Raw genomic sequence first — 24,274 nt, 5'->3', positions numbered from 1 at the left:
ATTATCACCTCCTACTGTTCGATTAGGTCAAAACTCAGGCCCTGCCACATGATTGACTGATATTGCTCGTTCCAACTATATGATGGTGCACTTCTGTCACCAGCATAAAACTGGCCAGTCCGCGAGGCACCGGTCATTGGGTCAGGATAGGTCACTGACACAAATTCTGCTGCAGACGCCTGCAAGATTTGCGCACACTCTTTGTTTGATAGTGGCCCCCAAGCAATCGAGAGCTTACGCTTTCGCGTTACACGATCACGATGCATGTTGCCTTTAGCATCACGAGTTGTATTACCGTCAATATCTTGTATTGCTGCATTAAATGTTTTAGGCGTTTTAACCTGCACACCGCCAATGGCAAAAGCCACCATAAGCACCACTCCCTTTTATATATTCAATGGATTAATTCCAAGTTTCTGGAACCGTTTGTTTAATACTTTAATGACAATTTCGGCAAGACGGTCACCGTCAACATTCATGTTTACGGTTTGATTGTCATCAGAACCACTCGTACGTTTAAGCTCGGCCATGGCCTCCAAGATAGCAGCGACAATAATCGACTGCATGTCTGCAGTTGATGTCATGCTGCCAACACCTGATTGACTACCACCATTAAAGCTAGTGCCAATCGAATCAGCTAAATTGTTAGTTGCCATGTCAGGAGCTGCAAGTTCCATGCCGGATAAGTTCATGACTTTCAATCCTTGCTTCATCAACTCAACTGCACGTGCTGGTTTGGTTAATGGCACTACCATCTCTGATAGATTGCCCTCACCCATTTTGTACAGACCTTCTTTATTCAAGAAGCCACCGTCTGCAAAGCCAAACAAATTTTCAAAGTCGAAGTCAAAATCGAATAAGCCGCCGGATTTACCAGACGACTTTTTGGACTTTTTCTTTTTCTTGGGTGCGTTCGATTTGATGAAATCTCTAATCCAGTCAACTGAACCGTTCTTAATCAAATCCATTGCACCACCAGAAATACTACCTGCAAGTCCAGCTGGTAACGTGAAGAACTTGCCAATACCCTGAGATATCAAGTCAATCGGGTGAGTAACATATTTCCAAACACCCTTGGTAAAGTCTTTGACGTCATCAATGGCTGAGCTAATGCTTGAGCTGACTCCGCTAAAGATGTTACCAAAATCAAGGTTGAAGCCCTTCATGAAGTCGGAGCCAAAGATTCCGCTAGCATAATGTGGAATCTGTGCTGTGCGATTACCATCTAACACTTGAGTGCCAGCTGGTATGTTAACTAACAAATCACGCTGTGCGGGGAACATGCCATAGCGGCCACTTGGCAGTCTAAACATCTCTCGATATTTTTCTCCGGGGGCATCATTAACCAGTGCAAGACCGCCCTTGTGATACCCACCTTGGGCAAACTTAGGTACACTCCATCTACTTAATCGAGCGCTAGCGTGAACGCTACTCAGTACCCAATTAATACCTTTAATGACACCATTCACGGCAGTCCCAACAGGCCCAATAATTCCATTTGCAATTGACGCGGCACCTCGTTTAACTGCTTCGAAGCCTCTAGATAAACCGCCGCCAATTTTTTCACCAAGACCGCTTGCCCAGCCGCCTACAGTATCAAAAGCAGATTTGGCAGTATCTTTAATACCCTTGAAGTAAGGGTCACCCTTGGTCTTCATAGTTTTCCAAGCGCCGATGACTTTATCTTTGGCCTGACCCGACCAAGTTTCCATGTTGGTTTTGATGTTGCTACCTGCTGTGCCTATACCGGTCTTGATATTAGACCAAGTGGTTTCGGTATTGGTTTTCGCATCGTCCCAAGTTTTCTTGAGCTTCGAGCCAACCTTTTCCCAAGTCTCGTCCCAGCCCTTTTTGAAATCTCTACCAAAGTTTGAACGCCACTTGTTGAAGTTAGTACCCCAAGTTGAAGTAGTCTTTTTGGTATCGTCCCAAGTCTTTTGAACCTTGTCACCAACATCACCCCAGAAACTGTTCCAGCCCTTAATAAAGGCCGCATTCTGCCGATCAGCATCTTTTTGTTGTTCAGCACGCTTGGTATCGCTGTTCTTCTTCATGTCGTCCCACCAAGCAACGACCTTATTAGACATAATACGAGAGTTCCAGCCGAGTTCGCCAAGCCAGTCATCGGGTTTCTTGCCCTTGCCAACTGCGCTCCAGCCGTCACTAAAGCTCTTGGCCGATTCACCGCCCCAAGTACCGATGACGCCACCGATTTGGGATCCTAATGCTGCGCCTAGTGGACCACCAAACCACATGCCGAGTCCACCGCCAATAGCTTTACCAATACCGGAACCGTAAGATTCAAACTTTTTAGTTGGATTCTTAGCCTTAATTGCTGAATAAATATCAACACCAGCATCAACCGCTATCCCTGCACCAACAAGTCCATTAGTGACTTTCCCTGCAGTAGTCAGTTTGCTGAACCCTCCGGCACTATGCATAGATTGAAATATTCCAGATTGTTGCCAATTTTGGTTGGCTGTTTGCCAAATTTCTTTCATATCGTCCTTGGCGGCTTTAAGACTAGACCAAGATAATTGCGCAATATCCTTCAACTTACCAGCACCCAATTTGATGCCATTCCATGATAACTTTGCGATATTCATTAAATGCGTCGCGCCAGTTTTAAGACCAGACCAGGTCAGCTTAGCAATCTTTCTTAGATGCTGCCCACCTATCTTTATTTTGTCCCAGCCGGCCGAAGCTAGTATTTTAACGTTCTCGACGCCATCCTTTAAATCATTGATGCCAGTAAGTTTACCGAATAAATCTCTCAAAACGTGTTCTTTGCCGAACAACTTGCCAATATTCCGCACTAATTTATCTACTAAATAAGTACCTTTATCAAAGGCACTAGTTGCAACTTTAAACGCAAATAAGGTTGCTAAAGCAACAGTGATACCCTCGACAATTTTTTGGTGTGTCTTGATCCAATTTGTAAATTTATCAAGAATATCAACGATACCCTGAATGACTGAATGGAAACTCCCACCAGTATATTTAGCCAACGGTTGCAAGAAATTATCGAAGAACCATTTACCGAGTGGTTTTAGTGCTTCAATGATTGCATTGACCGCCTTAATAGCAGCTGACAATAGGTCTAAGAAATCTGGAATAACTTTTTCGATTGTAAAGCTTGCCAGAGGAAGTAAGACTTTCTCATACAAGAATTTCAGCCCGTCACCAATATTTTGGGTAAACGGTTGCATTGATTTAAGTAACCCATGAATCGACTGCAACAATGGTGTAAAGTCCAGTGACTTAGCCCAATTAACAGTTGCACCGGTCATCTTATCGAGAGTACCTAATACTTTATCAACTAAACCTAAGATATCTTTGAATATCTTTTGACCCAGATCAGCATGTTGCCAAGCTTCAGAAAACTTACCAGCTAAAGCACCAACGGTCTTAAAGATATTAGTAATGATATTTAGAATGTGCTCGTTGATTGAAACGCCCACGCCGGAATTCCATGCGTCCCGAAAAGCCTGATTAATCTGATGCAGTAACGTCAAGATACGATTAAACGCATCAAAATATGACTGAATTAATCGAGTACCTCGACCGTCATCATTCCAAGCCTTCCTAAATGCCCTAGCAATATCACCAACGATATTCAAGACATCAGCAAGTAACACAAGTAAATTCTCGATAAACTTCTGTCCGGTACCATTGTCCCAGACTTCGAGGAATGATTTGCCAATGTCTTTGACTAGGCTATTAACTTCGGACAAAGCATACTTAAACGCCGCGATTACCTTTTTACCAGTCGTATCCCAACCAGCTTTGATAGGGTCCCATAAATCTTTTGCAAGGTTTTTGAGCCATATAGGTGTTTGATAATTAGCAGTAGCACCACCAAAATCAAGGCCAGTTGGAGCATCGAGGCTTGGAGTTGAACCTGATGTATCTGGCGTTGAAGACGTGCTCGAGTCATTGTTTTTTTGCAGCGTGTTGATCTCATCAAACCCGGCCAATGACTGTTGCAATTCCTTAGCCTTATCGGTCGCATCTTTAGCGTTATCTGCCAACTTTTTAGCGCCGCTAGCAGTTTTTGATACACCACTGCCATCAGCAGACTGATTGAGTGCTTGGATACTGCTCTGTAAACCAGCAGCACCTTGCTTAGCTTTGCTAAACGTTGTCCCAAACAGCATGCTGATAAAGCTAGCTAAATGGCCGGTAACTTTAGCAAGACCGTTCATTAGTGTATTTAACGCTGGCATGATTGCGGTATAGATCGGATAAAAAGCAGTAGCTAGATTAACCTTGATCTGATTAAGAGAGTTGGCAAACTGTCGATTCACCATCAAAGAGTTGCCTAAGCTACCCATTAAATTCTGTAAGCCCGAACCTAAAATGCCAAAAATTAACACAGAACTCCACATCATCTTAAGAGTCCGATTGATACCAGATAGTCTGGACGTAATACCAGAAGAATCATTCTTAATTGACGACGAACCAGACTTAAATTTATTTCGGAAATTGGCGAAGTTATCGCCCATTCTTCTAAATAAGCTTGGCCTTTTGCTAGTGCCGGTATTTTTACCTGAATTTCCAACATTAGCCATATTTGATCTGGCCTGACGACTAGCAGCAACTTGGTCCTTAAGTTCAGTATTAACACCTGACAATGCTTTCTTTAGGCTTTTAGAACGGTCCTCAGCGTTAGCGTAAGTACTGGCTAAAGAATCGTTCTCAGATATCAATTTATTCATCGATGTCCGGAGCTTGTCAATTTCAGCTTTAGTTTTTAAAGATGTGTCATTATCACTCGTCTTAAATCCTTTAGCAAAACTGCCAATCGAGCTCTTTTGCTGTTCGTAAGTATTCCCAAGCGACTTAATGCGATTTCTCAGTGTGTCTATTTGGGCTTCATTGCGTGTCATTTGAGCTGATATTTTCTTCAATTCATCTGGAACAGCACCAAACTCGTCACGCATATTTGCTGCTAATTGTTTGGCGGTATTCTGATATCGATGCATTTGTGCCTGAGCACTAGCAATTTGACTGTCAAATTTATAACTCTCAGAAGTACTAAGGTTGGGTATCGAATTCTTCTTAGAAATAATAGACTGAATTTTCAGTTGCGCAGCCTTTGCTTGTTCCATTTTAGAATTGATATCTTGAACCATTTTAGTAATTTCAGAATTGGCCGCGACTCTTTGCCTTTCAATGCTTTTTCGTAAACTATCGTCTTGTTGAATACCAGACTCCGAAAGCTTAGGTACTTTTGTATTAGTCTTAATGGTTGCTTTAACAGGTTTTTGAACGCTGGCTGCTAACGATTTTTGTATTCTCTGGCCTGCTTTAGTCGCTTCCTGCACAGCAGCTCCGAAAGATTTTTCATATCCATTCTTAGCATAATCGGCCATTTTAACTGTCTTGCCATTAAAAGAAACAAGAAAGTCATCAACTTCATCTTCAGCCTTATCGGTTGCTTCCTTAGTTTTCTTTTTAAGATCTTCTGCTCCCTTACTAGCATCAAATGCCTTATTTATTTTTTCGTTCATTTTACTGGCACTATTTGCTGTTGTTTCGTCTATCTTAGTAGTCATTGACTTAATCATTTCGGTAGCCTTGGCAACTTGACTTGCTAAGTTACTTAAATCAATACCAAACTTTGCTTGTAAGTCACCAACATCAATATTACTTGCCATTTATCCACCTCCTTTTACATAAAATGTAAAACTATTTTTGAGACTCTTTTGCAAGTCTTGCCTGCTTAATTCGATTTGCGGCCATAATTAGATTGGCCTGATCAACTTGCCATTGCTGCTGTGGTTTCGGTTTTGCCTCGGTAAACAACCCTTTCAAAAATGGGTAGGTTTCCTGGATTGACGGCATCTTGGACGGGTCATTAAATGCAAAGGCTATTAGTTCAGCCTGTTTATGATCCATGACGCCTTTTTCGCGCAGCTTATCCATGTCTCGCTTACGATAAGCATGCATTTGGTCGAGTATTTCGCTGAGAGTCATCGTTTCAAACTCATCAGCACGAATACCAGACTCAATAGCTGGACCCCGAATTTCATTGATCACATCTGTGACAGTTTCTAGTCGAGTGGGCTGGTTTCTTCCGGAGCGTCCAGTGGAATTAATTTCTTCCCAGATTCCTCTTTCCCCGATTTTTCCTTGTCTTTTTTTCCCAAATAACCACCATCTTCAAGTAAGTCGTTAATTGTTTCCATCAATTCCATTGTGGTGTGGCCTTGGTCGATGAACTTGCCAAACGCTTCAACAATGTCATCATCTGAGACACCATGTTCTTGATTAGCTCCTTGTAAAACAATTAGTAACTTGTTTGCAGGAGGTAGTTTAGTGCCACCATCTGATGATAAAAATAAGCCTACAATTGACTCATTTAGGCGACGTTCAATTTGGATAATTGCATTCCCATCCAATCGTAGTCCCAAAGTTAAACCGCCGAATGTTACTTTTTTATTTGCTTTTGAAACCATAATATAAAACCTCTTTCCAAATATTTTTAGGTACAAAAACAAGCCATCCTTCGACAGATGACTTGCTGAATAAATCTTTTATGCTTTAGCAGGAACGTCCACAAAATCAGGGCCGTCAGAAACAACAACCGTCACTGTAAAAGTGATTGGTTCATTGATGCCGGCTTGTCCGATTTTGATAGAAGCTTGGCCAGTAAAGGTGCAAGTCATCCCGTCTGGATAAGTTACGATCCAGTCGTAGACCTTGCCATTGTCCGAAATACCATTAGCAGCCTTAAAGTTCGCCCCCTTGTATACACAAGCAAAGGCCAAACTAGATGAGTCTTGCAGGCCATTGATTGCCTTTTTCTTTTTGTCAGTTAAGACAGTCACATCAACCTTTTCTGGTGACTGGCCGATTTCCGGAATTGTCTTAACATCTTCCAAAAGCGTATATTCAGTTGATGAATCGCCATGCACTTTGTAGCCAAGTGTCGTGCCTGTAGCAAGTAAGCCTTGACTGGCATCAGCATCGGCCGCAAACCGTTGTAAATCTAAATTCATATATAATTACCTCCCGTATACGCGCCGTGTATCGTTATCGATCACAGCACTAAATTGACAGACAACGCGGCTCAACCCTGCAGTATTAGCGTCATTAGCGGCACAAGACAAGCCAAGCTCTGCAAATGCGTCACTCAGCTTATTTGTGATAGCAGTCAGGCTACCGTTGTCTGTATAGAGTTCGATTGTTACTGACCAGGACGTCTGTGATTCGTGATGATCAGCGTTAATAAAAGCCGGTTGATGAGATGTCCGATATATCGCCATTGGATATTGCGACCAGACGGCTGGATATGATGGCGACTTAAGTTTTAACTCATCAATGGAGTTCAGGATATTCATTATCACGGGCTTAAGATTAAATATCATTTAGTCCAACCCCTTTTGGATATCATTTTGGAAATGCTGCTTGATGATGTCCGGCAATTCATTTTCGGCCGTAACACGCAATGCAGGTGTAAGAAATTGCCTAGCAGGTTGGCCAGAACTAACATAAAAGCTCTTCCCTTTTATGACTACTTTTCGCATACCATATATTTCAGTTAAGTCTAAATCAACATCCCCAACGTAAATAAACCAAGGTAACTGGTGATACGTTGGAACAAAGCCGCTGGGAATATCTTTCGATGATTCCTGGCCATGAATGCCTGTTCCCAATTCGCGATAAGTTGCTATTGGGTTTTTGGAAAAGACCATTCCAGTAACCCTTCCATCAGAATACTGTGGATCTGCAACTTCAAGACTTTGTTGAAGGTCATTACCGTGTCTCATGTTCGATCTCAAGTTATCAACTGCGCGAGTTTTAACCAATTCAGACGTTTCATTAGTAGCCTTCATCATTGCTTCAACAACCAAGTCAGGCAGCTTAGCAAGGTTACCAAGTACCTGACTAGCGTCGATTTCGACTTCCATTAGGCATCATCCCTTTCTATCATCACTATGAGGTGATCTGACCAAGTCCGAATTGCATTGATCTTGTAATCGGGCTTTTTTGCGTCCTTATCTACATCGACGCAAATTCCAGAGGTCTCGTCTTTACCTTCTTTAATCTCATTGCCAACATAAAGGCAAGTTTTGATGTATGCCAGTCGTTGACCATAAGTCTGAGCGTTAACCTGACCGCCAGCTGGTTGGATAACCATCTGCAGTTCAATGGGTTCACCGTAGCCAGTGATGACATTTCCTTCTTCATCCGTACCATTTAACCGCCGCCGCAAATAAACAGTCCGCAATTGTCTTGGATTTAATCTCAAACAACCACCTACAATCTAGCAAAACGACCCAGACGATAACGGCCTAGACTATTGCGGATAGCTAAGGGGATACCTACCTCAAAACTGCGAGTAACGCTGCCTTCGGTCCGCTGAGTCTCACCTTCGTTCGATTGCTGATTAAAGTAGACAGTCGCGAGCTTTTTAGCGTAAACAAATAGGCCAGTTACCATTTCAGTTCGATTCGTGTAATCAAGCACCGCTTGAATTGCATCATCGAAATAGTAATCGAGCGATTTATCATCTTCTTTAACGCCCAGTTGAGTTTTTAATTGACTAAGCTGGTCACTTTTTAACTTCTTTAGCGTCTCCTGATCCAGTTTTGCCTGAGTCATCTGTATCACCACCATCATCGTTCTTGTCTAAACATTCAAACAGTGATTCTTTAAAGTAATCCTGCTTAATTGTCAGGGTTGCCCCTGGTTTATAGACGCTGCCACCATACTTTAATGGCATTGATTTAACCTTGACCTTCATTATTTAGCCACCCCCGCAATAGGTTGCGCCAAGAATACTTCATCAGCTGCAGCAAAAGATGGTAATGCAACTGCAGAAGCTTTCTCAAAGGTTGCAACAGGGTCATGTGTTTCAGTGAAAACAGTATTGAAAATATTACCAACCTTGGATACTTTAACACCGTCCATGTTTTCTGCCTCGTCGGGATTTGGCCCAAACAGCTTATTACCCTGTAAATCATCGTTAAACAAAGTGATGCGATCTTCTGGATAATAGCGATGCGAAGCGTATTTACCGTTTGGCAGTTGGATATTGTACTTAGCATCATAGGTCCGAATTACTGGTAACCCAGCTGATTGCATAAATTCGTCCAATGCTGCTTGTGTTACTAGACGGCCGGAATCCTTACCCCAAATTGCAGCAATCACTTTAGGGTTCTGTGTGAATAAACGATAGATCTTCTTTGAAGTTAATGCACGAGTTGGCGTAATGTCCAAAGCATCACACCAATTCTCTAGATCCTTAATTGGGTCGGCACCGTCCTTATCCCAAGCAGTATCGGTCAGAGCTTGCTGATGCTTTTCTGGAATCTGATAATCAATGACGGCTGTGGTATCACTATCATCATCCCGTAAATGAATCTTACCAGTACTGAACATTTCCATGGTTTGCTGCTCAATACGGCCTAAAATACCTTGATTGAGCACATCGAAATCATTAAATACTTTATCTTTAAGATAAGCTGCTTCTTGCGGTGTCCGTGGATTTCGCATAGCAATGATATCTTCTTCATCAATTTTGTATTTACGCTTAATCAAAGCAAGCTCCAAAGCCGTCTTGGATGCTGTCCGACTGCCAATTTCAGCTTCACTGTTAAATGCAGCAACTGATGCAAGAATTGGAATCTTTGAACCCCGGCTTAATTGTTCAACCTTAAGGGTTTCAACACGTTTTGCTGGAAATAATGAGTCTCCTAAGAAAGGCTTATATTGTCGGTTTGCTGAGTAATCAATCAAATCGGCCTGTGTAAATAAATCATAAATTGTTGGCATTTAGTTTTCCTCCTTTAATTTAGGCTTCAGTTGGTGCTTCATCACGCCATTTAATACCTGCCAGTGCAGTTTTAGCTTCTGCAGTCGGTGCAGCTGCCAAACGTTGCGGTAAAACATAGCCTTCGACCATGACTGCGACTGGGACAGCGCCATTAGTGACATCAGCAGTGCTCAAAGTAATACCTTTTGCCTTGGCATCGTTTGATGGGAAGATAGAGCCAATTGGCAGAATCTTGCGTCCACCTTCTTCAACAACACCATTGGAATTGGCATCTGCGTACTCGGTGAAACTTTGATATCGGCCACTGGCCAGAAAATTGATTTGTGATACGTTTTGTGTCTTGTCTACATAAACCATAAAAAATTACCTCCTCGTATTAGTTTGTTTCCCATGGATCCTTAACCGATTTTGTATCGGCATCATTGCGGCGCTTGGCTAATGTTTCGCCTGCAGTATCAATGCGGCCTGGTGCTCCGTTACCACCCGGCTTATCGGCTGAACCAGCAAGGCGAATATCGACCGCAGATTGCACGGAAGCATTGAACGTCTTGACTAATGAGCCATAAGCCACATCAACGTCTGCTTCATCCTTGCTAAGCACGCTGTCAAATAAACCGATTAACCCTGTAGGTAATTTGTCGGCACCAAGCTTGGCTAAAACATGCGAGCGATTAGCCATTGACTTAGTTTTAAGTCGTTCGGCAGCGAGTTCTTCACGAGCTTTATTCAAATCAAACTGGGCTTTTTCGGCGTCGTTCATTTTGTCGTAATCTTTTTGCTGTTGTTGGCTTTGTTTGGATTTTTCGACTGCTTCAGTGACGTGTTTGTTGATAACAGCATCTAATTCGGCCTGCGACGCAAAGGTGATCTGACCTGCAGGCGGCGTTACTGGTTTTCCATCATCCCCAACGCCACCATTAGGGTCACCACCAGCACCGTTGTCGCCTTGCCCTTGACTGCCATTGCCCTGGTCACCAGCGCCAGCACCATCTGATCCGCTGTCATCCGCGAAACGCTGCAAATCCAGTAATAAGTTGTATTTCTTCATGCTTAACCTCCTATGAATTTTTAGGTATAAAAAATAAGCAGTTTAAATTGTCATACTTAGGACAATAAGACTTTTAAAAAGCATATAACCAAAACCACATCACTAAACAGATCGTTGCTAAGATGATGGAACCAAATTTACCAACATTATCAACATTCTGATCTGTAATACTACATCCAAAATACAAATAGCTGACAAAGAGCAATATCTTAACCCATACCACGAATGCTACCTCCTAGCTCTTCTTCAAATTGGCTAACTCATTTTCCTTAAAAACTTGATAAAGCATTAATCCAGTCGAATCAACCAAACGTTCATCTGCGGCTTGATCTGAGTTAGATGACTCAAAGAACACGGCGTGCATTAATTCATGGAAAAATGTTTGTTCTTTTCTTTCTTGAGGATAATCAGAATTAATTGTAATGACGGCATTTAAGTAATCGGTGACACCAAATTGGTATAAACCATCATCTGTCTTATCGATATGCTCTTGCTTGACTTGATAGGTGATGCTGCCAACTTTTACTTTATCTGGGATTAACATAAGTCCCTCCTTGATTTTTGAGCATAAAAATAGCACTCAATCACCGATAGTGACCGGGTGCTATTTAGTTGCACTGGATCTGGTTGTTACTTTTTGTATATCATCAATTGTAATGTCAATGATTCCCCACTCTTCGGCAGTCTGTGCTGCATCGACCATGAAATGCGTATCATCGAATTTTTCGATTATAATAGCTTCGCGTCCATCTTTCAATAATACTCCGTCATATTCATTGACTTGCATCACTTGACCTCCTTAATCATTATTGTTGTTAATTTTGTTTGATTTCCATCTACTAACCATCCCGCAACAAGGTTATAAGGTTTACCTTTGGGTGTATAAAAAATCATTTTTTGCTCGTATGAATCGCCATATTTATTTGTACCTCTACATTTCGCCGGATAGCTCTTACTTCGTTTGAGAATTTCTTTCTTAAAGGATAAATAGTTGTCTTTGCTATATCCGAAGCGTTCAGAAATAATTTTGCCTTTTGGATAGCCAGACTTACTATTCTCATTAAATAAATACTCGGTGAATTTTCGATTATCGATAGTCGCGCCGTCAGCATTGGGCAATCTTAAATCAGAATTGTTCAATAGCCTTTCCTTGCGCTGATAGTCAAGCTTCGTCAACTGCCAATCTCTGCCACCATTATACCTCAGATCTTGCCACGCTTGGAAGTCTTTAGTCATGTCATCCCCAAGTATTGGTGTATATTGGTCAAATAATGCCCTATCTTCAGTCTCAGATTGCTTTTCAGCAAGCAATCGGTCGTAATTATCTCGACCGCCATACTTGTTGATCAGAGCTTTCTCCCACTGCTGATACGTCGTTCCAGCTGGCATCTCGAATGAGTGTCCGATTGGGTTATTGACCAAATGCTGGCCTACAAAGGTGTCTTTACCAAAATATGCTACAGCAACAGTTCTGCAGAAGCTATGAAACGGTGGATAATTCCCATCGGGTCCATCACAGACAGCATCTTCAATTGGAAAGTGTTTGCCATCCTTTAAGCGACAAATCTTTGATGTCCGCTCATCAAGAACGGCATTCAATACATAAGATTTAACCCCGTTCTCTCGCCATCCCATTAGCCGTGCCTGATTGCTGACGAAAGCTGCTTCGGTTCTGATTAAGCGTCGTGCATTAAACATTGAGACCTCAAATCGTTCCTGCAACGCTTTAGCCATATCTCGTTCGGACATTCCTGACATTTCCCTGGCCGTAAACAACTCCTTGAGCTGATCAGCAAGCAAATCAGTGTTCTTCCAGATACGTTTTGAGTAATTGCTACCCTTCCAGTTCATCCGCATTACTTTATCAACTTGGCTAGTCGACATACGTTTAAACTCAGTTATTGGCTTGTCTGGGACGAGTTCAACTGTTTTAACAGTCTCATTAGTCTTAGGGTCGATAAATTCAACAGTCGGCGTTTGTTCGTCAATGGTGGGGATGTTAGGAACTGCATCAGGATAATGCAACTGCACATCATGAGTAGTCTGACCAATCACTGCTTCGACAGCTGCTTGATCATACGCCTGCTGAATTTGAGGGATGAAGAACTTATCCATTTGGTCTTGTTCAACCTGAGCTACTTGCTTGGAAACAATCTCCACCTTGGCTTTAAGCAATTCAAACTGTGTGATACGCGACTTGGCGGCATAAGCGCTGATAAATTGTTGCAGCTGCTTTTTAACTGCTTTAGACTTCGTATCTTTGATCAATTGGATGAGTTGAACTATTTCCGAATTGGAAACAGTTCCGTTCAAGATTTTCTTGGCTTGAGCCTCAGTCATATTTGGAGCACTAAAATAGCGTCGATAAATTTGATTGACCTGATCGGTTAACCAATTTGACGCTGCGAGATGTGCCTTATTTATGACTTGCTCCGGTTTATTAAGAGCCTTATGCATGTCTGAATCTTGCTCGATTGCGCGACGCTCCCAGTAACCGAGGTTATCCTTTTTAGCTGCCAATTACATCACCAGCCGCCAGTCGCATCATTAACTGCAATAAAGCCACCGTAGTCTCGTTCCATTGAACGCAATCCATGTTCTAACGCGTTGATTAGGACATTATTCTCTGAACAATCCTTGAATTGAGTAACACCTAATGTGTTATCTGAGTGTGACTCAATGACTGGCGCTTCAAGTTCATCAGTAATCGTCACAGACAAAATAGACACTGCAGCGCACACAATATCTTGACCTTTCTCAGCATAGTTTGCATGGCCATAGATTCGATAACCATCAATCGGACTTGCTAGATCCGTTTGATGATGAAATACTACTTGAATCATTGTCATTGCCTCCCTCTCTGTCAAAGTTTGATGTGGTCATTGTGCCCATAGCATCAGCAGCACGTTTAGCCTTTTTCTCGGCTTCACTGTCTAACATCTTGATCATGTCAGCCGTTGAATAGGTCGTGTTCGTTAACCAGCTTAAGGTTACTGGCTGCGGAACAAAGCCATCAGCATTCTTGATATTGTTGATCACATCGGTCATGTTAACCGGGATGTTAGGGATGATATGGATATCAGCACCGTCAACATCAACTTGTTCGCTCTTAATCAGCATGATGTTTTGCAACAACTTAAGCCGCCGTCGAATTCCGCTAACTAGGTAACGCTCCTTAGTGACAAGCAACTGCAATAGGCCAAACAACTTATACTTCATAGCCTCACCACTAACATTTCCCATAAAGTTCTCGTCGTTCATGTTTGGGACGTAAGTTGACTTATGGATATCGTTCTCGATTGATTTGGATAAAATGTCAATCTCCGACTCGTTAAAGGTCTTAGTAAGCCACTCTACATAACCACCACCATCACTAGCGGTCCCACGTGCAGGAGCCTCCAGAATACCTTTGCTGGTTCCACTTTCATTTATTTCATCAACTGTAAAACCATAAATGACCAGCAATGCATTAACAAAGTTCTCTTTGTCAGCAAGCCGGTCGCTTTGCAAAACGTTATAAGCATCCATAATCTTGATTGATTGTTCGAAATCACCTTGACGTTCCTCATTGTTACGATATTCGATTACTGGAACATCCCCAAAGTAATGTTCTTTTACCTTGGGTGGACTCTTCAGATTTGATGCGCTTAAATTGGTTCCAGATTCGGTTCTATACTTGATGATGTATTTCTCGGTGTAAACAGTAATCAAAAAGCCATTCTGATTACCCTTTAGGTCATACTTTTCTTGGAAATGAATGCCGAACAATGGGTTCTTTTCAGCAGTATCGTCAGTTACAAGCACAATGCCACGTGGGTCAATCTTTTCGATACGTTCGTCCGTTTCAGCTTCGGTAATCTTCGACAGATAAACAAGCTCATAAGCTTCGCCAAAGACTGAAAGGTCTTTTTCCATTTCCGCATCGTGCTTGTTAATGTCCATGCGCTGCAGAGCATCATCAATCGGCTGGATATCTTTACCTTTTGCCGCTGAAATGCTAATCGGATTACCTGTTGTAAAGCCCACAACCATATCCGTCACATATTTGGCATGATTCACCATAACGTTAGGCTCTTTACCATTTGCAGCACCAACACGCAAGTTATTACCGTCAGGCTTAAGCGGCTGTTTGCCATTGTAATAGTTAAACAATCGGTCTAACCGAGGGATGTCATTCTTACGCTGATCAATAGCAAAGTTAATAACTTCAAAGCTTGGATTATTGATATCACCTGCAAGATCTCTATCAATTGCAACTCCCAATTTATCACCCCTTCCATTAATGCAGCCAGCTTGGCCGCTTCTTGATTTTTGCTACTGGATTACGATAAATCACCATATAAACGAAATAACGCATTGCATCCATAGTGTGGTCGTGTTCCTTAACTGGCTTGTCTTCGCCACGTTCCTCGGCCTTTGCATCCCAAATATAGGACGAAAACTCTGCGAAAAGATGCTTGAGCGTGCTCGAAAACTTAATCTTGCCGGTATTCATTGCTGACTGGGTAGCTCTGATACCATCGAGCACATCATTATTAGCCTTCATAACCTTATAGCCACGTGATCGTAGCAACGTAATAAACGATGCTGCTGACGGGTCAACGATGAGTGTTGGCTTGAGCGTCCCGACAAATTTATCCATGGCGTCAACATATTGCTCATCTGTCCACTGTCGGGATGACTCACGTCCGGAGTAATAGAACTCCTTAATGCAGTACCATGTATCGCCTAACTTGCCCCATAATAAAAAGACTGTGGGGTTTAAAGTCCCATAGTCCACGGATACATAATACTTTTCAAATTGAGTGCCAGCTGGTAAATCTTCGACCATGAGTTCTTCATCGAAGTTGTCATAAATCACACCCTCTGAAAGCACCCATTCGCCTAAGATATATCGCTTGTAGAACACGCCGGTATACATCCGCTCATATCGGTCAATAATTGACTGGCTCAAAGAGAGATTATCACTCATGCGGAAATGAATTCGCAGCGCATGCTTCTCTTTAAGTTTGTCAATCCACTGCAATTTAAACCAATGATATGGGCCTGCAGGGTTACAGTTAAACCAGAACTTGCCACCCTCAACTGACACACGCGCTGTGGCCTGGGCTACAAATGATTCTGGCATCAAGGCAACCTCATCAAAGAAAAAGCCAGCAGCCGTTAAGCCTTGGACAAGGTCCTGAGAGCCTTCGTCCTTACCACCAAACAAAAAGTAGTAATTAGTCTTACCACCTTTGCTAATCTCCAGCATGTTATCCGTTTGATGATCAATAACACGATATTTACGGGATGCAAGCATTTGTTTTAATGGTCTGATCACATTACGTCTTAAAGACCCAATCGTTTTGCCAGCCATCCCGAACTGCTGCTCATCAAACTCACTCATTGACCACATAACATAGGAGAGTGACATGACCACCGTCTTACCTGCGCGGACTGACCCATCACAGATAATAGCATCAAGCTTGGCAGTATTAGGCCACATCCACCAGCTCAAGACTTGCAGCTGCTTATCAGAGAATGGCTTGAATTGAAATGTGGCACGCTTAATCTTCATCGTTCCACACTTCTTTCAGCCTGCCTTTGATTGCATCAATGAATCCGTCGTCGTTATCATCATCATCGTCGATACCTAAATCTGCACGCAGTTTAATATTCTGAGTCTTAGCAATTTCATTTTGAGATTGAACTAACTCATTACGCACATCAGCGTTAATAATTGATTGTCGCGTAGCAACCGCCTTATTCAGTTGGGCGCTGACCTTGGTCAAACTCTCCTCAAGCCGCAGAACCAAATCGATTTGGCTGGTTTTAACTGTAGAGACTTGAACGTCGGCCATATGCTTGACAGTAATCATCACCGTTCTACCTTTCGGATTCGTTGATGGCATCTTGTCATTGATTAATTGAGTGAGGGTTGTAACCTCTTCATCTGTCAGATCATCCTGAGCAGCTTTCAGGCGAGCCAACATACGGCGCTCTCGAATCGTTAAGATGCGAATTTCTTCATCAATTCGTGTGAGCGGATCTGTTTGCACCTGGTCGTATAGTTTGCGCTCTTCATCGTCAAGCTCGGACAGCAATATCGATTCGTGTTCGCCGGTCACTACCGCATTTTTATTGCGAGTCGGTGCACCACCGCCAACATTACCAATCGCATTCTGGTTACCAATGGGTGCACCCTGTTTAATTTTAGGGTGCACCCTCTTTTTAGTTCCTGTTTTATTTCGAGACCAGCCGTTTCGCCGTATCCAGGATTTAACGGTATTCACCGTCACACCATATTTAGCAGCGATATCCTTATACTTCGTACCAGCCTCATAATCTGCTTTTACTTTATTTAAGTCAGTCACATCACATCAACTCACCACCTGATATTAGCTATTCATTGAGTTTGTTTTGCAATTCTAGGTCTAAGCTCATAAGCACTTCCGCGTCGTGAACAGAATTCAACTTAATATCGCCTGCTTGAAGATTTTTCAACCATTTACCAAGAGCAATTCTAATAATCTTACGGTATTCCTCAATACTCTCGGTCTTTTGCTCTGCTTGTTCGATTAAAATAGTTAACTCGTCATTATTTTCAGCCATTGTTATAACCCCAGCATTCAATTATTATTGAAAACGAGGCGGCAGTCCTCATAACGACCACCGGTGGTCAATCTGCCGTCTCTGCTGGGGTTACCCGGTACGAGAAAGGGCTCAGATGTTAGCGCATCTGGGCTTTTTCTAATGCTCGAGTAACTCTGACTTAATTCCCGTTAACTTCTCAAATCGATTTAAGATCACATCGCAGAACTTAGGGTCAAGCTCCATCGTATAGCATGAACGTTTCAATTGCTCAGCAGTAATAAGTGTCGAACCTGAACCGCCAAACAAATCAACAATAATGTCATCACGCTTGCTTGAGTTGACCATTGGAATCTTAATCAAGCTGATAGGCTTTTGGGTAGGGTGCATATACTCATTGGTATTGTCACGACTGACTTCCCAAACAGTGCTGATGTCTTCGACTAACTCGTCGCGCCACACAGTTGTTTGTTTGCGGTCGCCATACCAGCTTGGGCTCTTACCATCAAAGTAAGCATAAAAGCAAGGCTCATGCTGCCAACGATATTGAGCCCAACCGAACGTCGCATTGTTCTTCACCCAAATACATTGAGCCCGGACAACGATGCCATTCTTGTTCATAGCATTTTCGAATTCTCGTTGATAAGTTGCACTGTGGAATACATAAACAGGCGTTGTATCTTTGCTAATTTCCTGATATCGTGCAAAGACCTGGTCAAGGAAAGAATTAAAATCATTGCTGGCCAGCTTATCATTGAGAATGATATCTCGTCCCGAGTCTTGCAACTCTTTGGAATGACTTTCAACTGCAACGTTATAAGGTGGGTCAGTGATGATTAAGTCAGCTTGATGACCCTGCATAAGTTTCGACACGCTGTCCTTATCAGTCGAATCGCCGCACATTAGATAATGGCGTCCCAACTTCCAAATCTGACCTAACTTGGCGGTAGGCTCCTGGTCGTCCTTCAAAAATGAGTTAACATCGAAATCATCTTCGACCACGTCAACCGCCTGATCATCTTTGTGTTCCATGGCTTGAATTAAATCACTAACTTCATCTTCATCAAATCCAGTAATCTCAACTTCATCACCCAAGTCATCAAGCAACTGGGCTAACTTATCCTCGTCCCATTCACCCGAGATTTTATTGAGTGCTAAATTGAGCTGTTTCTCTTTAACCAATGACAAATCAACGACTGATACGTCCAACTTAGTCATCCCCAGAAGCTTAGCGACAGCTACCCTCTGATGACCACCAACTAAATGGCCTGTCTGTTTATTCCAAATTGGCGGGTCAACCAACCCGAAAGTATCAATTGAGCTCTTAAGCTTTTCAAACTCAGGCATCCCTGGTTTAAGCTCAACCCTAGGATTGTACTCAGCATTTTTTAACTCATGAATAGACTTTGTTTCGATTAACACTTACATTCACCCGTTCTTCAGACTTTTTCTTCTTGGCCTTTTCCTGCTTTAGCCATTTCTCCAGTCGTGCATCCATTTTGGTTTCCTCCACGGAGCAGTAACCAAACTTCGAATGGATACGCATCGCCATTGACACCACCTCCTTTCCTAAATTTGGGTATAAAAAAAGACGCCTAAGCGCCTAAATTTAAATCAATCTCTTATTACATCAGCTAACATAGTTCCAGAATCTGTTGGCATTTCCACATACACAATTTGATTTGTTACTCGGTCAGTTCCTTGCATAAACTGTGCTAATCCATTTACTTGAAGGTCTAAAATTGCCATTCGTATCGATCCAACTTCTATACCATGAAGAGCGGGAATTGTTTGAAAACACTCTGCAACTAGTTGACTGTTATCACCCTGTACAACGCCACCGACAACAACTGCTGCTCCAGGGTTTGAAATGCGAGGCCAAAATCGATAATTCTTTAACACAATTAACGCGAGTGGTGAGACCTTATCTATTAAATTTAAGATTGTCTTGCTTTTAGAAAATGCTTCGCCTAGATTTGGTTCTTTAGATAGCTTGGCTAGATATTCAGAGAGAATCGAAATCAAATCATCATCAAACGGTGAATCACTTAATAACGCTGTTATTTTTGAGTAAATGCTTAAACCGTATGGATCAGTTATCAAGTCTGCAAGCCTCATCAGTCCCTGTTCCTGATCATCAACCTTTTGTAAATACTCACTAATCAAAGCCGCTTTTTTCGCATCATCCAAGTTTGACTTCAGCCTATCTCCTGTTTCGATTATATCTAACAGAATGTTCCCGATATTCATATTAATAATATGAGACACTATACTCCTCCCTTGAGACTTTGCAGTTTCAATAGCTGCATCCTTTATCTCATCTTTAATTATCTTTTGTTCTTGTATGCGCTGTTTTAGTCCTACACGCTCAGAATTCATCAGATACTCAGGATGCTCAACCATTGCTTTCAATGTCTTTTTATCCATTCATGCCACCCCATAACATATTTTATAATTAAGGTAACACTTATTACTGAAATATCAATATGGAGTGTGAGGGGTTCCTATTTATCCAACTTATGTGGCTTGAATACCGCTGAAAATAAGGCTTGTGCCATTTCAATTGCTTCAACCCGATCGTACCCATCAACTATATATTGATTAACTGACTCACCGAACAATCTGCTTAACATTCTGATACTCTGTGTAGTCTCCTCATTGGGAACCAGTCCGGCCATATCATATTTAGTCATCTTTAGAATATCTTTTTTATCCATGTGATCATCCCTTAACTTTATTATATGTATATCCCCAATTATGACTGTAAGGAATTGGGGATGTTTGCTGTGCAATTAATTATGAAAGATTTGGTAGTAGGTCCCGGAAAATTATTTTAAAGGAGTTAGTCGCAAAACATCAGTATTGGAGGTGCACAGCAATGGCGTGTACTGGAATCGAACCAGAATAATTACCACTCACGCCGCCCTATGGAAGGGTTCTTTTGAAATTAACCACAATATCACTATAACGCATTAATTCGGACTTTTTTCCGAATTATTTCCGAATGATTTCTTGACGATTTCTTAACGAAATCTAGTTTTGCTTCCACACCAGCAAGGATTGCCCTGGATATGCTTCAGCGAATTGTATTAGGGCCTTTGCTTTTCGATAATCTACTGTCTTATCAGTCGCAACCTTAATTAATTTAGATATCTCATCGTTAGACAGTGGCTTCGGTGTGAAATACGAATAATACAACACCCAATAATTATCGAAAGACAGAAACGACATTGCCTGTTGGATCTTATCTATTTCGACTTGAGCATTAATAATACCAACAATCCTTTTTTCTGCTGAATTACCGTAAGCTTGAGCCTTTGGCATATCATCAATCGTGGGCGATTTGATTTCAACTAATGGGCGCCCAGCCATTCGAGCATAGCTTCTAAATCGATTTAAAACTGCCCGTGCATTCCTTCTAGTAGCTTTGTCATCTAGTTCTGGCAACAGTACCACTCGCTCACCCCACGTGATATAATTAGATTTGTCAAAATCATTCATAAGGGGCTGCTTGCGGGCGGCCTTTTTTTATGCAAGAAATTTGTTGATAAAATATTGTTGGCCTTTACCTGTGACCTTTGATGTTTTTGAAATTGAAGTATGACCGTCAGAATGATTGATTACCGTCTCTTTAATCTGAAACAGACCTAATTCCATAGATTTTTGTGTGGGCATATTTCGATCAGTTCTGTTCCCTGAAATTAAATATCCATTAACTCTTAACCATTTAAACAATCGGTTGGCACCGATGTTTACTCCATTGCCACTCAATATTTTGGCCAAGTCACCAACCAAAATGGCATTATGGCTGGCAGAAACCGAATCAGCAAATAGAGCTTTAGGTGTCATCACTTCGACTTGTTCCTCGGCTGCCAATCGAGCTTGACGTTCGGCACTGAGGGTCATTAATAATTTGGCACCATTTTCTGGATTTGCAAGCAAAGATTCAATCGTCGCGCCCGTCATATAGGCACCGTGTTTTCTAATTGAAGGAAGAACCTCCGACGTCACCCAACGTTTGAACTCTTTTGCAGTTGGTAATTTGCTTGAGAGAATAAGTGAATATAATCCAGACTCACTAATTACTGTTTGATTAGGATTTCCCTTATTACCGTCGTGAATCGCGACGGTATTTTTATCCTCGATATCGACGTGAATCGATAGTGCATCCCGTGTATTTGAATATCCAAGGATCTCGGCAACATCCTTCCCAACAAAATACGGCTCCCCTTCAATTGTTAATGCACGAACGACATTATCTTTGAACTTAAACAATTGAGTTTGATCGGGCGTTCTAATCATTTCCATCGTTATTCCTCCATTCTAATTAGTTATACCAGTGCCGTTATACTTGACTAATGGTCATTTCGATTCGTGGGTTCTCTGAATAGTATTTACTGATGAAACCTTCAACAATTTGTGCGTCGTCTTTCCAAACAATCTTGGACAATGGATCGGTTACCGCTTTAAAATAATTATCAATGTCACCTTTGACAATAGGACGCACAATCCCCTGTTCTTTTAACCGTCGCTGCTTATTGTTGGTACTTGCTTGAATCGAGCGATAGACCTTTACGTCACACCGCAATTGACCTTCTAACGGTTTATCTTTGTATTGATGGTAGGCTTGGTATTTGATAAGTTGCTTATACTTTCTGCTATCTACTGGATCATAAACAATTATTTTTCCTTTCACAATTGTGGTCCGAGGTCTCCCTTGAGGAACTGGCTCACCCAGAAAGGTTAGTTGAACTTTTCTGTTATAGGTTAGCTTTGAAATATCTTTCTCCAGCCAATCAATGAACTTCGGAATATTATTCTTTGCAATTAATAATGATTGTTTTGCCATACCATGAACGCTGGCAGAATCGTAGACTTCTAGCAACACATCACCACCCGCAATACGTTGTGCACTAAATCTATCGGTTGATGAACCACTGTGCGGCATATCTAAATTTACTTCTCCAAGCATTAATACATACACTCCTCTAACCTGTTAATTTAAGTCGCTCTTAGCATAAATCCGGTCAAGTTTTTCGATGATACTTATTCTTGAACCATAGCAGATCACTCATCATGATGATCATCTGGTTCTAACGGGTCCCAACCATTTTCAAGGGCATACCTGAATTTCAAAATAGCTGCATCCCCGTATTCCTGGTAATAAGCGTAAAGTTCTTCGCATATCTCGCCTTCTGAGATATCTCTGATGACCTGGTTAATGTCATCTTCTGGATAGTAAAGGTCCAGTGCGTCGCCGACTTTTTTAGACAGTTTAATGTGTTTTGGATGTCTAAATTCCATTAGTTTGCCTCCTGGCTAAGTTTTTCAGAAGCCGCAAACTTCACATTTTCCGGTGGTGTTTGCATATCTGATATTGCTAATCCGAATAGTACATCTGCTGCCGACGTGTCTTCGGTACGACTGCTCGCGGCTATCTTCCGAGCCAGTGTAACGATTACGAAAGATATGTCTGTATCCGATGCATTACGAATCTTTGCGGATACTTGTTTGCGCGAACCCTGTGTCGTAACTAATAATTCAAATGTTGCTTTATGATCTTTCATGTTAAAACTCCTTAATCGCCGGTCATAATCAACGGCGCATTTTATAATTGTGCTAATAAATCTTCAATTTTAGTTGCGTGATTTGGTGATAGCTGCATGACAAACTTATTAGCCGGCTCAACCGGGTAAGCAGGTAAAGCTCTTGGGTCATCCTCGCTCGAGTAACCCCACCAATGTCCATATAGCTCATCGGATTGTGTATATTTCTTAGGCAACAAGCTAAAAAGCACGACATACCTGTCATCTTCACGGACAATCCATTCATAACCTTGATGTTTCAATTCTTTAAGCTGCTCAACGAATTGATTTTTATCCTTGGGATTCATTGTCAGTTGCATTAGACTTAGCCTCCAGTTCCGCCCTTGTCTTGGCTATAGCTGCCAATTTTGCTTGAATATCCTTCTTGGACACAGATGGTTCAGTAGGCTGACTGTTAGACTCACTGCTGGCTTCTTGCATCCAACTTGGCACGATTCCTATTGGTTTCTTGCGATTGTAAAACTGCCTTCCAACTGACTTCTTCTGCAGTTTGGCGTTCTCGTGCTGCTGATCTAACCGTTCGATGTCAGCAAGTGACTTAACGCCATTGGCAACCCAAGCTTTACAGATGGTTTCAAGATATTTAAACGCACCAGTGCCTTTAGAAGCATTCGTCGCCACACGTTTAACAGCTTCAGACATGATTTCTACACCAAGCGATTGTGAGTACTCTTCAAAAAGCTGGATTTGAAAAGTATTCAGTATCCCAAAGGTCGCTTGCCAGAGAATCATTGGTGATTGCCAATCGTCGGCAGCAGCTGGTTGTTGTTGTTTGTTATTATCTGATTTGTTTTGTTCTGATATACTATGTGGATTGTCATGCTTGTTAACTCCATTTCCATGCATGGAAACCCCGTTATCATTAATGGAAACTCTTGGCAGTAAATATTCGGGTTTAATCGAACTATCTTTCTTCTGCTTCGAGGCCAACTTGTAATTCTCTTGAATCCGTTTCGACGTTAAAATTCTGTACTCCTTGAATAATGAATCATCGAAGAACCCAACTGCGCACGCCCTTGTCACCACATCCTGTACTGCACTTTCCTTGGCATCGACATCATCGGCCACCAAGAACCGTATATCTTCATCCCACCGCATGTAATACCCATCGTCTTGATAAATATTACAGAGCAGGCAGATTAGTATAGTGATTGACTGGTTTCCACACGAACGCATGATTTTTCGAATCTTGATATCATGGAGAAAATTAACATCTAAATTAAAATAATCAATTCCTTTTTTGATTGGACGTGCCAATTGGGC

Annotated in this window: 31 protein-coding genes; all 31 read right to left on the bottom strand. The window is 41.9% G+C overall.

The features are described from left to right. Positions 1-11: 11 nt before the first annotated feature. Complete coding sequence (locus EKM94_RS04710; RefSeq protein ID WP_125598225.1) at positions 12-371, bottom strand: DUF6711 family protein; 360 nt, start codon at positions 369-371, stop codon at positions 12-14. 15 nt (positions 372-386) lie between these two features. Then, positions 387-5,660 carry a hypothetical protein gene (locus EKM94_RS04705; RefSeq protein ID WP_125598223.1) on the bottom strand — a complete coding sequence of 1,758 codons (5,274 nt, stop codon included), beginning with the start codon at positions 5,658-5,660 and terminating at the stop codon, positions 387-389. A gap of 31 nt (positions 5,661-5,691) precedes the next feature. Beyond that, complete coding sequence (locus EKM94_RS04700) at positions 5,692-6,042, bottom strand: hypothetical protein (protein ID WP_125598220.1); 351 nt, start codon at positions 6,040-6,042, stop codon at positions 5,692-5,694. A 14-nt stretch (positions 6,043-6,056) separates the two neighbouring features. Then, a complete protein-coding gene (locus EKM94_RS04695) occupies positions 6,057-6,461 on the bottom strand; it encodes a DUF6096 family protein (RefSeq protein WP_125598217.1) in 405 nt (134 codons plus the stop codon). Between the two features lie 78 nt (positions 6,462-6,539). Next, the gene (locus tag EKM94_RS04690; protein ID WP_125598214.1) at positions 6,540-7,004 is read right to left on the bottom strand and encodes a phage tail tube protein; all 465 of its coding nucleotides are present in this window, start codon (positions 7,002-7,004) and stop codon (positions 6,540-6,542) included. 369 nt (positions 7,005-7,373) lie between these two features. After that, entirely contained in the window at positions 7,374-7,916 is a 543-nt protein-coding gene (locus tag EKM94_RS04685; protein WP_125598211.1) for an HK97 gp10 family phage protein, read from the bottom strand. Beyond that, positions 7,916-8,257, bottom strand: coding sequence for a hypothetical protein (locus EKM94_RS04680; RefSeq protein ID WP_125598208.1), 342 nt, complete (start codon positions 8,255-8,257; stop codon positions 7,916-7,918). The genes EKM94_RS04685 and EKM94_RS04680 overlap by 1 nt, the downstream gene beginning before the upstream one ends. Before the next feature lie 8 nt (positions 8,258-8,265). Further along, on the bottom strand, positions 8,266-8,610 hold the full coding sequence (locus tag EKM94_RS04675; protein WP_125598205.1) for a phage head-tail connector protein: 345 nt from the start codon (positions 8,608-8,610) through the stop codon (positions 8,266-8,268). Beyond that, complete coding sequence (locus EKM94_RS12565; protein WP_191987272.1) at positions 8,561-8,752, bottom strand: conjugal transfer protein; 192 nt, start codon at positions 8,750-8,752, stop codon at positions 8,561-8,563. The genes EKM94_RS04675 and EKM94_RS12565 overlap by 50 nt, the downstream gene beginning before the upstream one ends. Next, positions 8,752-9,783, bottom strand: a complete 1,032-nt coding sequence (locus tag EKM94_RS04665; RefSeq protein ID WP_125598201.1) for a major capsid protein — start codon at positions 9,781-9,783, stop codon at positions 8,752-8,754. Before EKM94_RS04665 ends, EKM94_RS12565 begins: the two co-directional genes overlap by 1 nt. 19 nt (positions 9,784-9,802) lie before the next feature. After that, positions 9,803-10,141 (bottom strand): hypothetical protein, encoded by a 339-nt coding sequence (locus EKM94_RS04660; protein ID WP_125598198.1) that lies wholly within the window; start codon positions 10,139-10,141, stop codon positions 9,803-9,805. 19 nt (positions 10,142-10,160) lie between these two features. Next, on the bottom strand, positions 10,161-10,832 hold the full coding sequence (locus tag EKM94_RS04655; RefSeq protein ID WP_125598195.1) for a capsid assembly scaffolding protein Gp46 family protein: 672 nt from the start codon (positions 10,830-10,832) through the stop codon (positions 10,161-10,163). Between the two features lie 235 nt (positions 10,833-11,067). Continuing rightward, positions 11,068-11,376 carry an ImmA/IrrE family metallo-endopeptidase gene (locus EKM94_RS04650; protein ID WP_125598192.1) on the bottom strand — a complete coding sequence of 103 codons (309 nt, stop codon included), beginning with the start codon at positions 11,374-11,376 and terminating at the stop codon, positions 11,068-11,070. A gap of 60 nt (positions 11,377-11,436) precedes the next feature. Continuing rightward, on the bottom strand, positions 11,437-11,619 hold the full coding sequence (locus EKM94_RS04645) for a hypothetical protein (RefSeq protein ID WP_125598189.1): 183 nt from the start codon (positions 11,617-11,619) through the stop codon (positions 11,437-11,439). Next, positions 11,619-13,352: a minor capsid protein gene (locus EKM94_RS04640; RefSeq protein WP_125598186.1), complete on the bottom strand. Its 1,734-nt coding sequence runs from the start codon at positions 13,350-13,352 to the stop codon at positions 11,619-11,621. The genes EKM94_RS04645 and EKM94_RS04640 overlap by 1 nt, the downstream gene beginning before the upstream one ends. A gap of 5 nt (positions 13,353-13,357) precedes the next feature. Next, the gene (locus EKM94_RS04635; protein ID WP_125598183.1) at positions 13,358-13,675 is read right to left on the bottom strand and encodes a ribosomal-processing cysteine protease Prp; all 318 of its coding nucleotides are present in this window, start codon (positions 13,673-13,675) and stop codon (positions 13,358-13,360) included. Then, complete coding sequence (locus EKM94_RS04630) at positions 13,626-15,095, bottom strand: phage portal protein (protein ID WP_225422162.1); 1,470 nt, start codon at positions 15,093-15,095, stop codon at positions 13,626-13,628. Before EKM94_RS04630 ends, EKM94_RS04635 begins: the two co-directional genes overlap by 50 nt. Positions 15,096-15,111: 16 nt before the next feature. Then, a complete protein-coding gene (locus tag EKM94_RS04625; RefSeq protein WP_125598178.1) occupies positions 15,112-16,392 on the bottom strand; it encodes a PBSX family phage terminase large subunit in 1,281 nt (426 codons plus the stop codon). Next, positions 16,382-17,188: a phage terminase small subunit gene (gene terS / locus EKM94_RS04620; RefSeq protein ID WP_125598175.1), complete on the bottom strand. Its 807-nt coding sequence runs from the start codon at positions 17,186-17,188 to the stop codon at positions 16,382-16,384. The genes EKM94_RS04625 and terS overlap by 11 nt, the downstream gene beginning before the upstream one ends. 28 nt (positions 17,189-17,216) lie before the next feature. Then, a complete protein-coding gene (locus EKM94_RS04615) occupies positions 17,217-17,426 on the bottom strand; it encodes a hypothetical protein (RefSeq protein ID WP_125598172.1) in 210 nt (69 codons plus the stop codon). A 138-nt stretch (positions 17,427-17,564) separates the two neighbouring features. Continuing rightward, the gene (locus EKM94_RS04610) at positions 17,565-18,827 is read right to left on the bottom strand and encodes a site-specific DNA-methyltransferase (RefSeq protein WP_125598169.1); all 1,263 of its coding nucleotides are present in this window, start codon (positions 18,825-18,827) and stop codon (positions 17,565-17,567) included. After that, positions 18,799-18,957 carry a hypothetical protein gene (locus tag EKM94_RS12320; RefSeq protein ID WP_164511104.1) on the bottom strand — a complete coding sequence of 53 codons (159 nt, stop codon included), beginning with the start codon at positions 18,955-18,957 and terminating at the stop codon, positions 18,799-18,801. The genes EKM94_RS04610 and EKM94_RS12320 overlap by 29 nt, the downstream gene beginning before the upstream one ends. Before the next feature lie 62 nt (positions 18,958-19,019). Then, positions 19,020-19,832, bottom strand: a complete 813-nt coding sequence (locus tag EKM94_RS04605; protein ID WP_125598166.1) for a hypothetical protein — start codon at positions 19,830-19,832, stop codon at positions 19,020-19,022. Positions 19,833-19,909: 77 nt separating this feature from the next. Beyond that, entirely contained in the window at positions 19,910-20,122 is a 213-nt protein-coding gene (locus tag EKM94_RS04600) for a hypothetical protein (RefSeq protein WP_125598163.1), read from the bottom strand. 316 nt (positions 20,123-20,438) lie between these two features. Continuing rightward, positions 20,439-20,906 carry an ArpU family phage packaging/lysis transcriptional regulator gene (locus tag EKM94_RS04595; protein WP_125598158.1) on the bottom strand — a complete coding sequence of 156 codons (468 nt, stop codon included), beginning with the start codon at positions 20,904-20,906 and terminating at the stop codon, positions 20,439-20,441. A gap of 27 nt (positions 20,907-20,933) precedes the next feature. Next, positions 20,934-21,713, bottom strand: a complete 780-nt coding sequence (locus EKM94_RS04590) for a phage antirepressor (RefSeq protein WP_225422161.1) — start codon at positions 21,711-21,713, stop codon at positions 20,934-20,936. A gap of 37 nt (positions 21,714-21,750) precedes the next feature. After that, positions 21,751-22,377 carry a RusA family crossover junction endodeoxyribonuclease gene (locus EKM94_RS04585; protein ID WP_225422160.1) on the bottom strand — a complete coding sequence of 209 codons (627 nt, stop codon included), beginning with the start codon at positions 22,375-22,377 and terminating at the stop codon, positions 21,751-21,753. Between the two features lie 95 nt (positions 22,378-22,472). Next, entirely contained in the window at positions 22,473-22,709 is a 237-nt protein-coding gene (locus tag EKM94_RS04580) for a hypothetical protein (RefSeq protein WP_125598155.1), read from the bottom strand. Continuing rightward, positions 22,709-22,972 (bottom strand): hypothetical protein, encoded by a 264-nt coding sequence (locus tag EKM94_RS04575; RefSeq protein ID WP_125598153.1) that lies wholly within the window; start codon positions 22,970-22,972, stop codon positions 22,709-22,711. The genes EKM94_RS04580 and EKM94_RS04575 overlap by 1 nt, the downstream gene beginning before the upstream one ends. A gap of 41 nt (positions 22,973-23,013) precedes the next feature. Then, entirely contained in the window at positions 23,014-23,310 is a 297-nt protein-coding gene (locus EKM94_RS04570; RefSeq protein ID WP_125598150.1) for a hypothetical protein, read from the bottom strand. Continuing rightward, positions 23,282-24,268 carry a Lin1244/Lin1753 domain-containing protein gene (locus tag EKM94_RS04565; protein ID WP_125598147.1) on the bottom strand — a complete coding sequence of 329 codons (987 nt, stop codon included), beginning with the start codon at positions 24,266-24,268 and terminating at the stop codon, positions 23,282-23,284. Before EKM94_RS04565 ends, EKM94_RS04570 begins: the two co-directional genes overlap by 29 nt. Positions 24,269-24,274 lie beyond the last annotated feature (6 nt).

This window comes from Lapidilactobacillus achengensis (assembly GCF_003946655.1).
In the GTDB taxonomy this organism is placed as follows: Bacteria; Bacillota; Bacilli; order Lactobacillales; family Lactobacillaceae; genus Lapidilactobacillus; species Lapidilactobacillus achengensis.
This window is presented reverse-complemented; position numbering and strand designations above follow the sequence as displayed.

Excerpts from the sequence above, each read along its gene's own strand:
- EKM94_RS12565 (WP_191987272.1), bottom strand. The coding sequence starts at position 8,752 with ATGAAGGTCAAGGTTAAATCAATGCCATTAAAGTATGGTGGCAGCGTC.
- EKM94_RS04605 (WP_125598166.1), bottom strand. The coding sequence starts at position 19,832 with ATGGATAAAAAGACATTGAAAGCAATGGTTGAGCATCCTGAGTATCTG.
- EKM94_RS04580 (WP_125598155.1), bottom strand. The coding sequence starts at position 22,709 with ATGGAATTTAGACATCCAAAACACATTAAACTGTCTAAAAAAGTCGGC.
- EKM94_RS04710 (WP_125598225.1), bottom strand. The coding sequence starts at position 371 with ATGGTGGCTTTTGCCATTGGCGGTGTGCAGGTTAAAACGCCTAAAACA.
- EKM94_RS04590 (WP_225422161.1), bottom strand. The coding sequence starts at position 21,713 with ATGGAAATGATTAGAACGCCCGATCAAACTCAATTGTTTAAGTTCAAA.
- EKM94_RS04645 (WP_125598189.1), bottom strand. The coding sequence starts at position 11,619 with ATGCAAGTCAATGAATATGACGGAGTATTATTGAAAGATGGACGCGAA.
- EKM94_RS04650 (WP_125598192.1), bottom strand. The coding sequence starts at position 11,376 with ATGTTAATCCCAGATAAAGTAAAAGTTGGCAGCATCACCTATCAAGTC.
- EKM94_RS04615 (WP_125598172.1), bottom strand. The coding sequence starts at position 17,426 with ATGGCTGAAAATAATGACGAGTTAACTATTTTAATCGAACAAGCAGAG.
- EKM94_RS04575 (WP_125598153.1), bottom strand. The coding sequence starts at position 22,972 with ATGAAAGATCATAAAGCAACATTTGAATTATTAGTTACGACACAGGGT.
- EKM94_RS04595 (WP_125598158.1), bottom strand. The coding sequence starts at position 20,906 with ATGAATGATTTTGACAAATCTAATTATATCACGTGGGGTGAGCGAGTG.
- EKM94_RS04695 (WP_125598217.1), bottom strand. The coding sequence starts at position 6,461 with ATGGTTTCAAAAGCAAATAAAAAAGTAACATTCGGCGGTTTAACTTTG.
- EKM94_RS04705 (WP_125598223.1), bottom strand. The coding sequence starts at position 5,660 with ATGGCAAGTAATATTGATGTTGGTGACTTACAAGCAAAGTTTGGTATT.
- EKM94_RS04685 (WP_125598211.1), bottom strand. The coding sequence starts at position 7,916 with ATGGAAGTCGAAATCGACGCTAGTCAGGTACTTGGTAACCTTGCTAAG.
- EKM94_RS04690 (WP_125598214.1), bottom strand. The coding sequence starts at position 7,004 with ATGAATTTAGATTTACAACGGTTTGCGGCCGATGCTGATGCCAGTCAA.
- EKM94_RS04635 (WP_125598183.1), bottom strand. The coding sequence starts at position 13,675 with ATGATTCAAGTAGTATTTCATCATCAAACGGATCTAGCAAGTCCGATT.
- EKM94_RS04665 (WP_125598201.1), bottom strand. The coding sequence starts at position 9,783 with ATGCCAACAATTTATGATTTATTTACACAGGCCGATTTGATTGATTAC.
- EKM94_RS04625 (WP_125598178.1), bottom strand. The coding sequence starts at position 16,392 with ATGAAGATTAAGCGTGCCACATTTCAATTCAAGCCATTCTCTGATAAG.
- EKM94_RS04675 (WP_125598205.1), bottom strand. The coding sequence starts at position 8,610 with ATGACTCAGGCAAAACTGGATCAGGAGACGCTAAAGAAGTTAAAAAGT.
- EKM94_RS12320 (WP_164511104.1), bottom strand. The coding sequence starts at position 18,957 with ATGGCGATGCGTATCCATTCGAAGTTTGGTTACTGCTCCGTGGAGGAA.
- EKM94_RS04585 (WP_225422160.1), bottom strand. The coding sequence starts at position 22,377 with ATGCTTGGAGAAGTAAATTTAGATATGCCGCACAGTGGTTCATCAACC.
- EKM94_RS04660 (WP_125598198.1), bottom strand. The coding sequence starts at position 10,141 with ATGGTTTATGTAGACAAGACACAAAACGTATCACAAATCAATTTTCTG.
- EKM94_RS04600 (WP_125598163.1), bottom strand. The coding sequence starts at position 20,122 with ATGGATAAAAAAGATATTCTAAAGATGACTAAATATGATATGGCCGGA.
- EKM94_RS04655 (WP_125598195.1), bottom strand. The coding sequence starts at position 10,832 with ATGAAGAAATACAACTTATTACTGGATTTGCAGCGTTTCGCGGATGAC.
- EKM94_RS04570 (WP_125598150.1), bottom strand. The coding sequence starts at position 23,310 with ATGCAACTGACAATGAATCCCAAGGATAAAAATCAATTCGTTGAGCAG.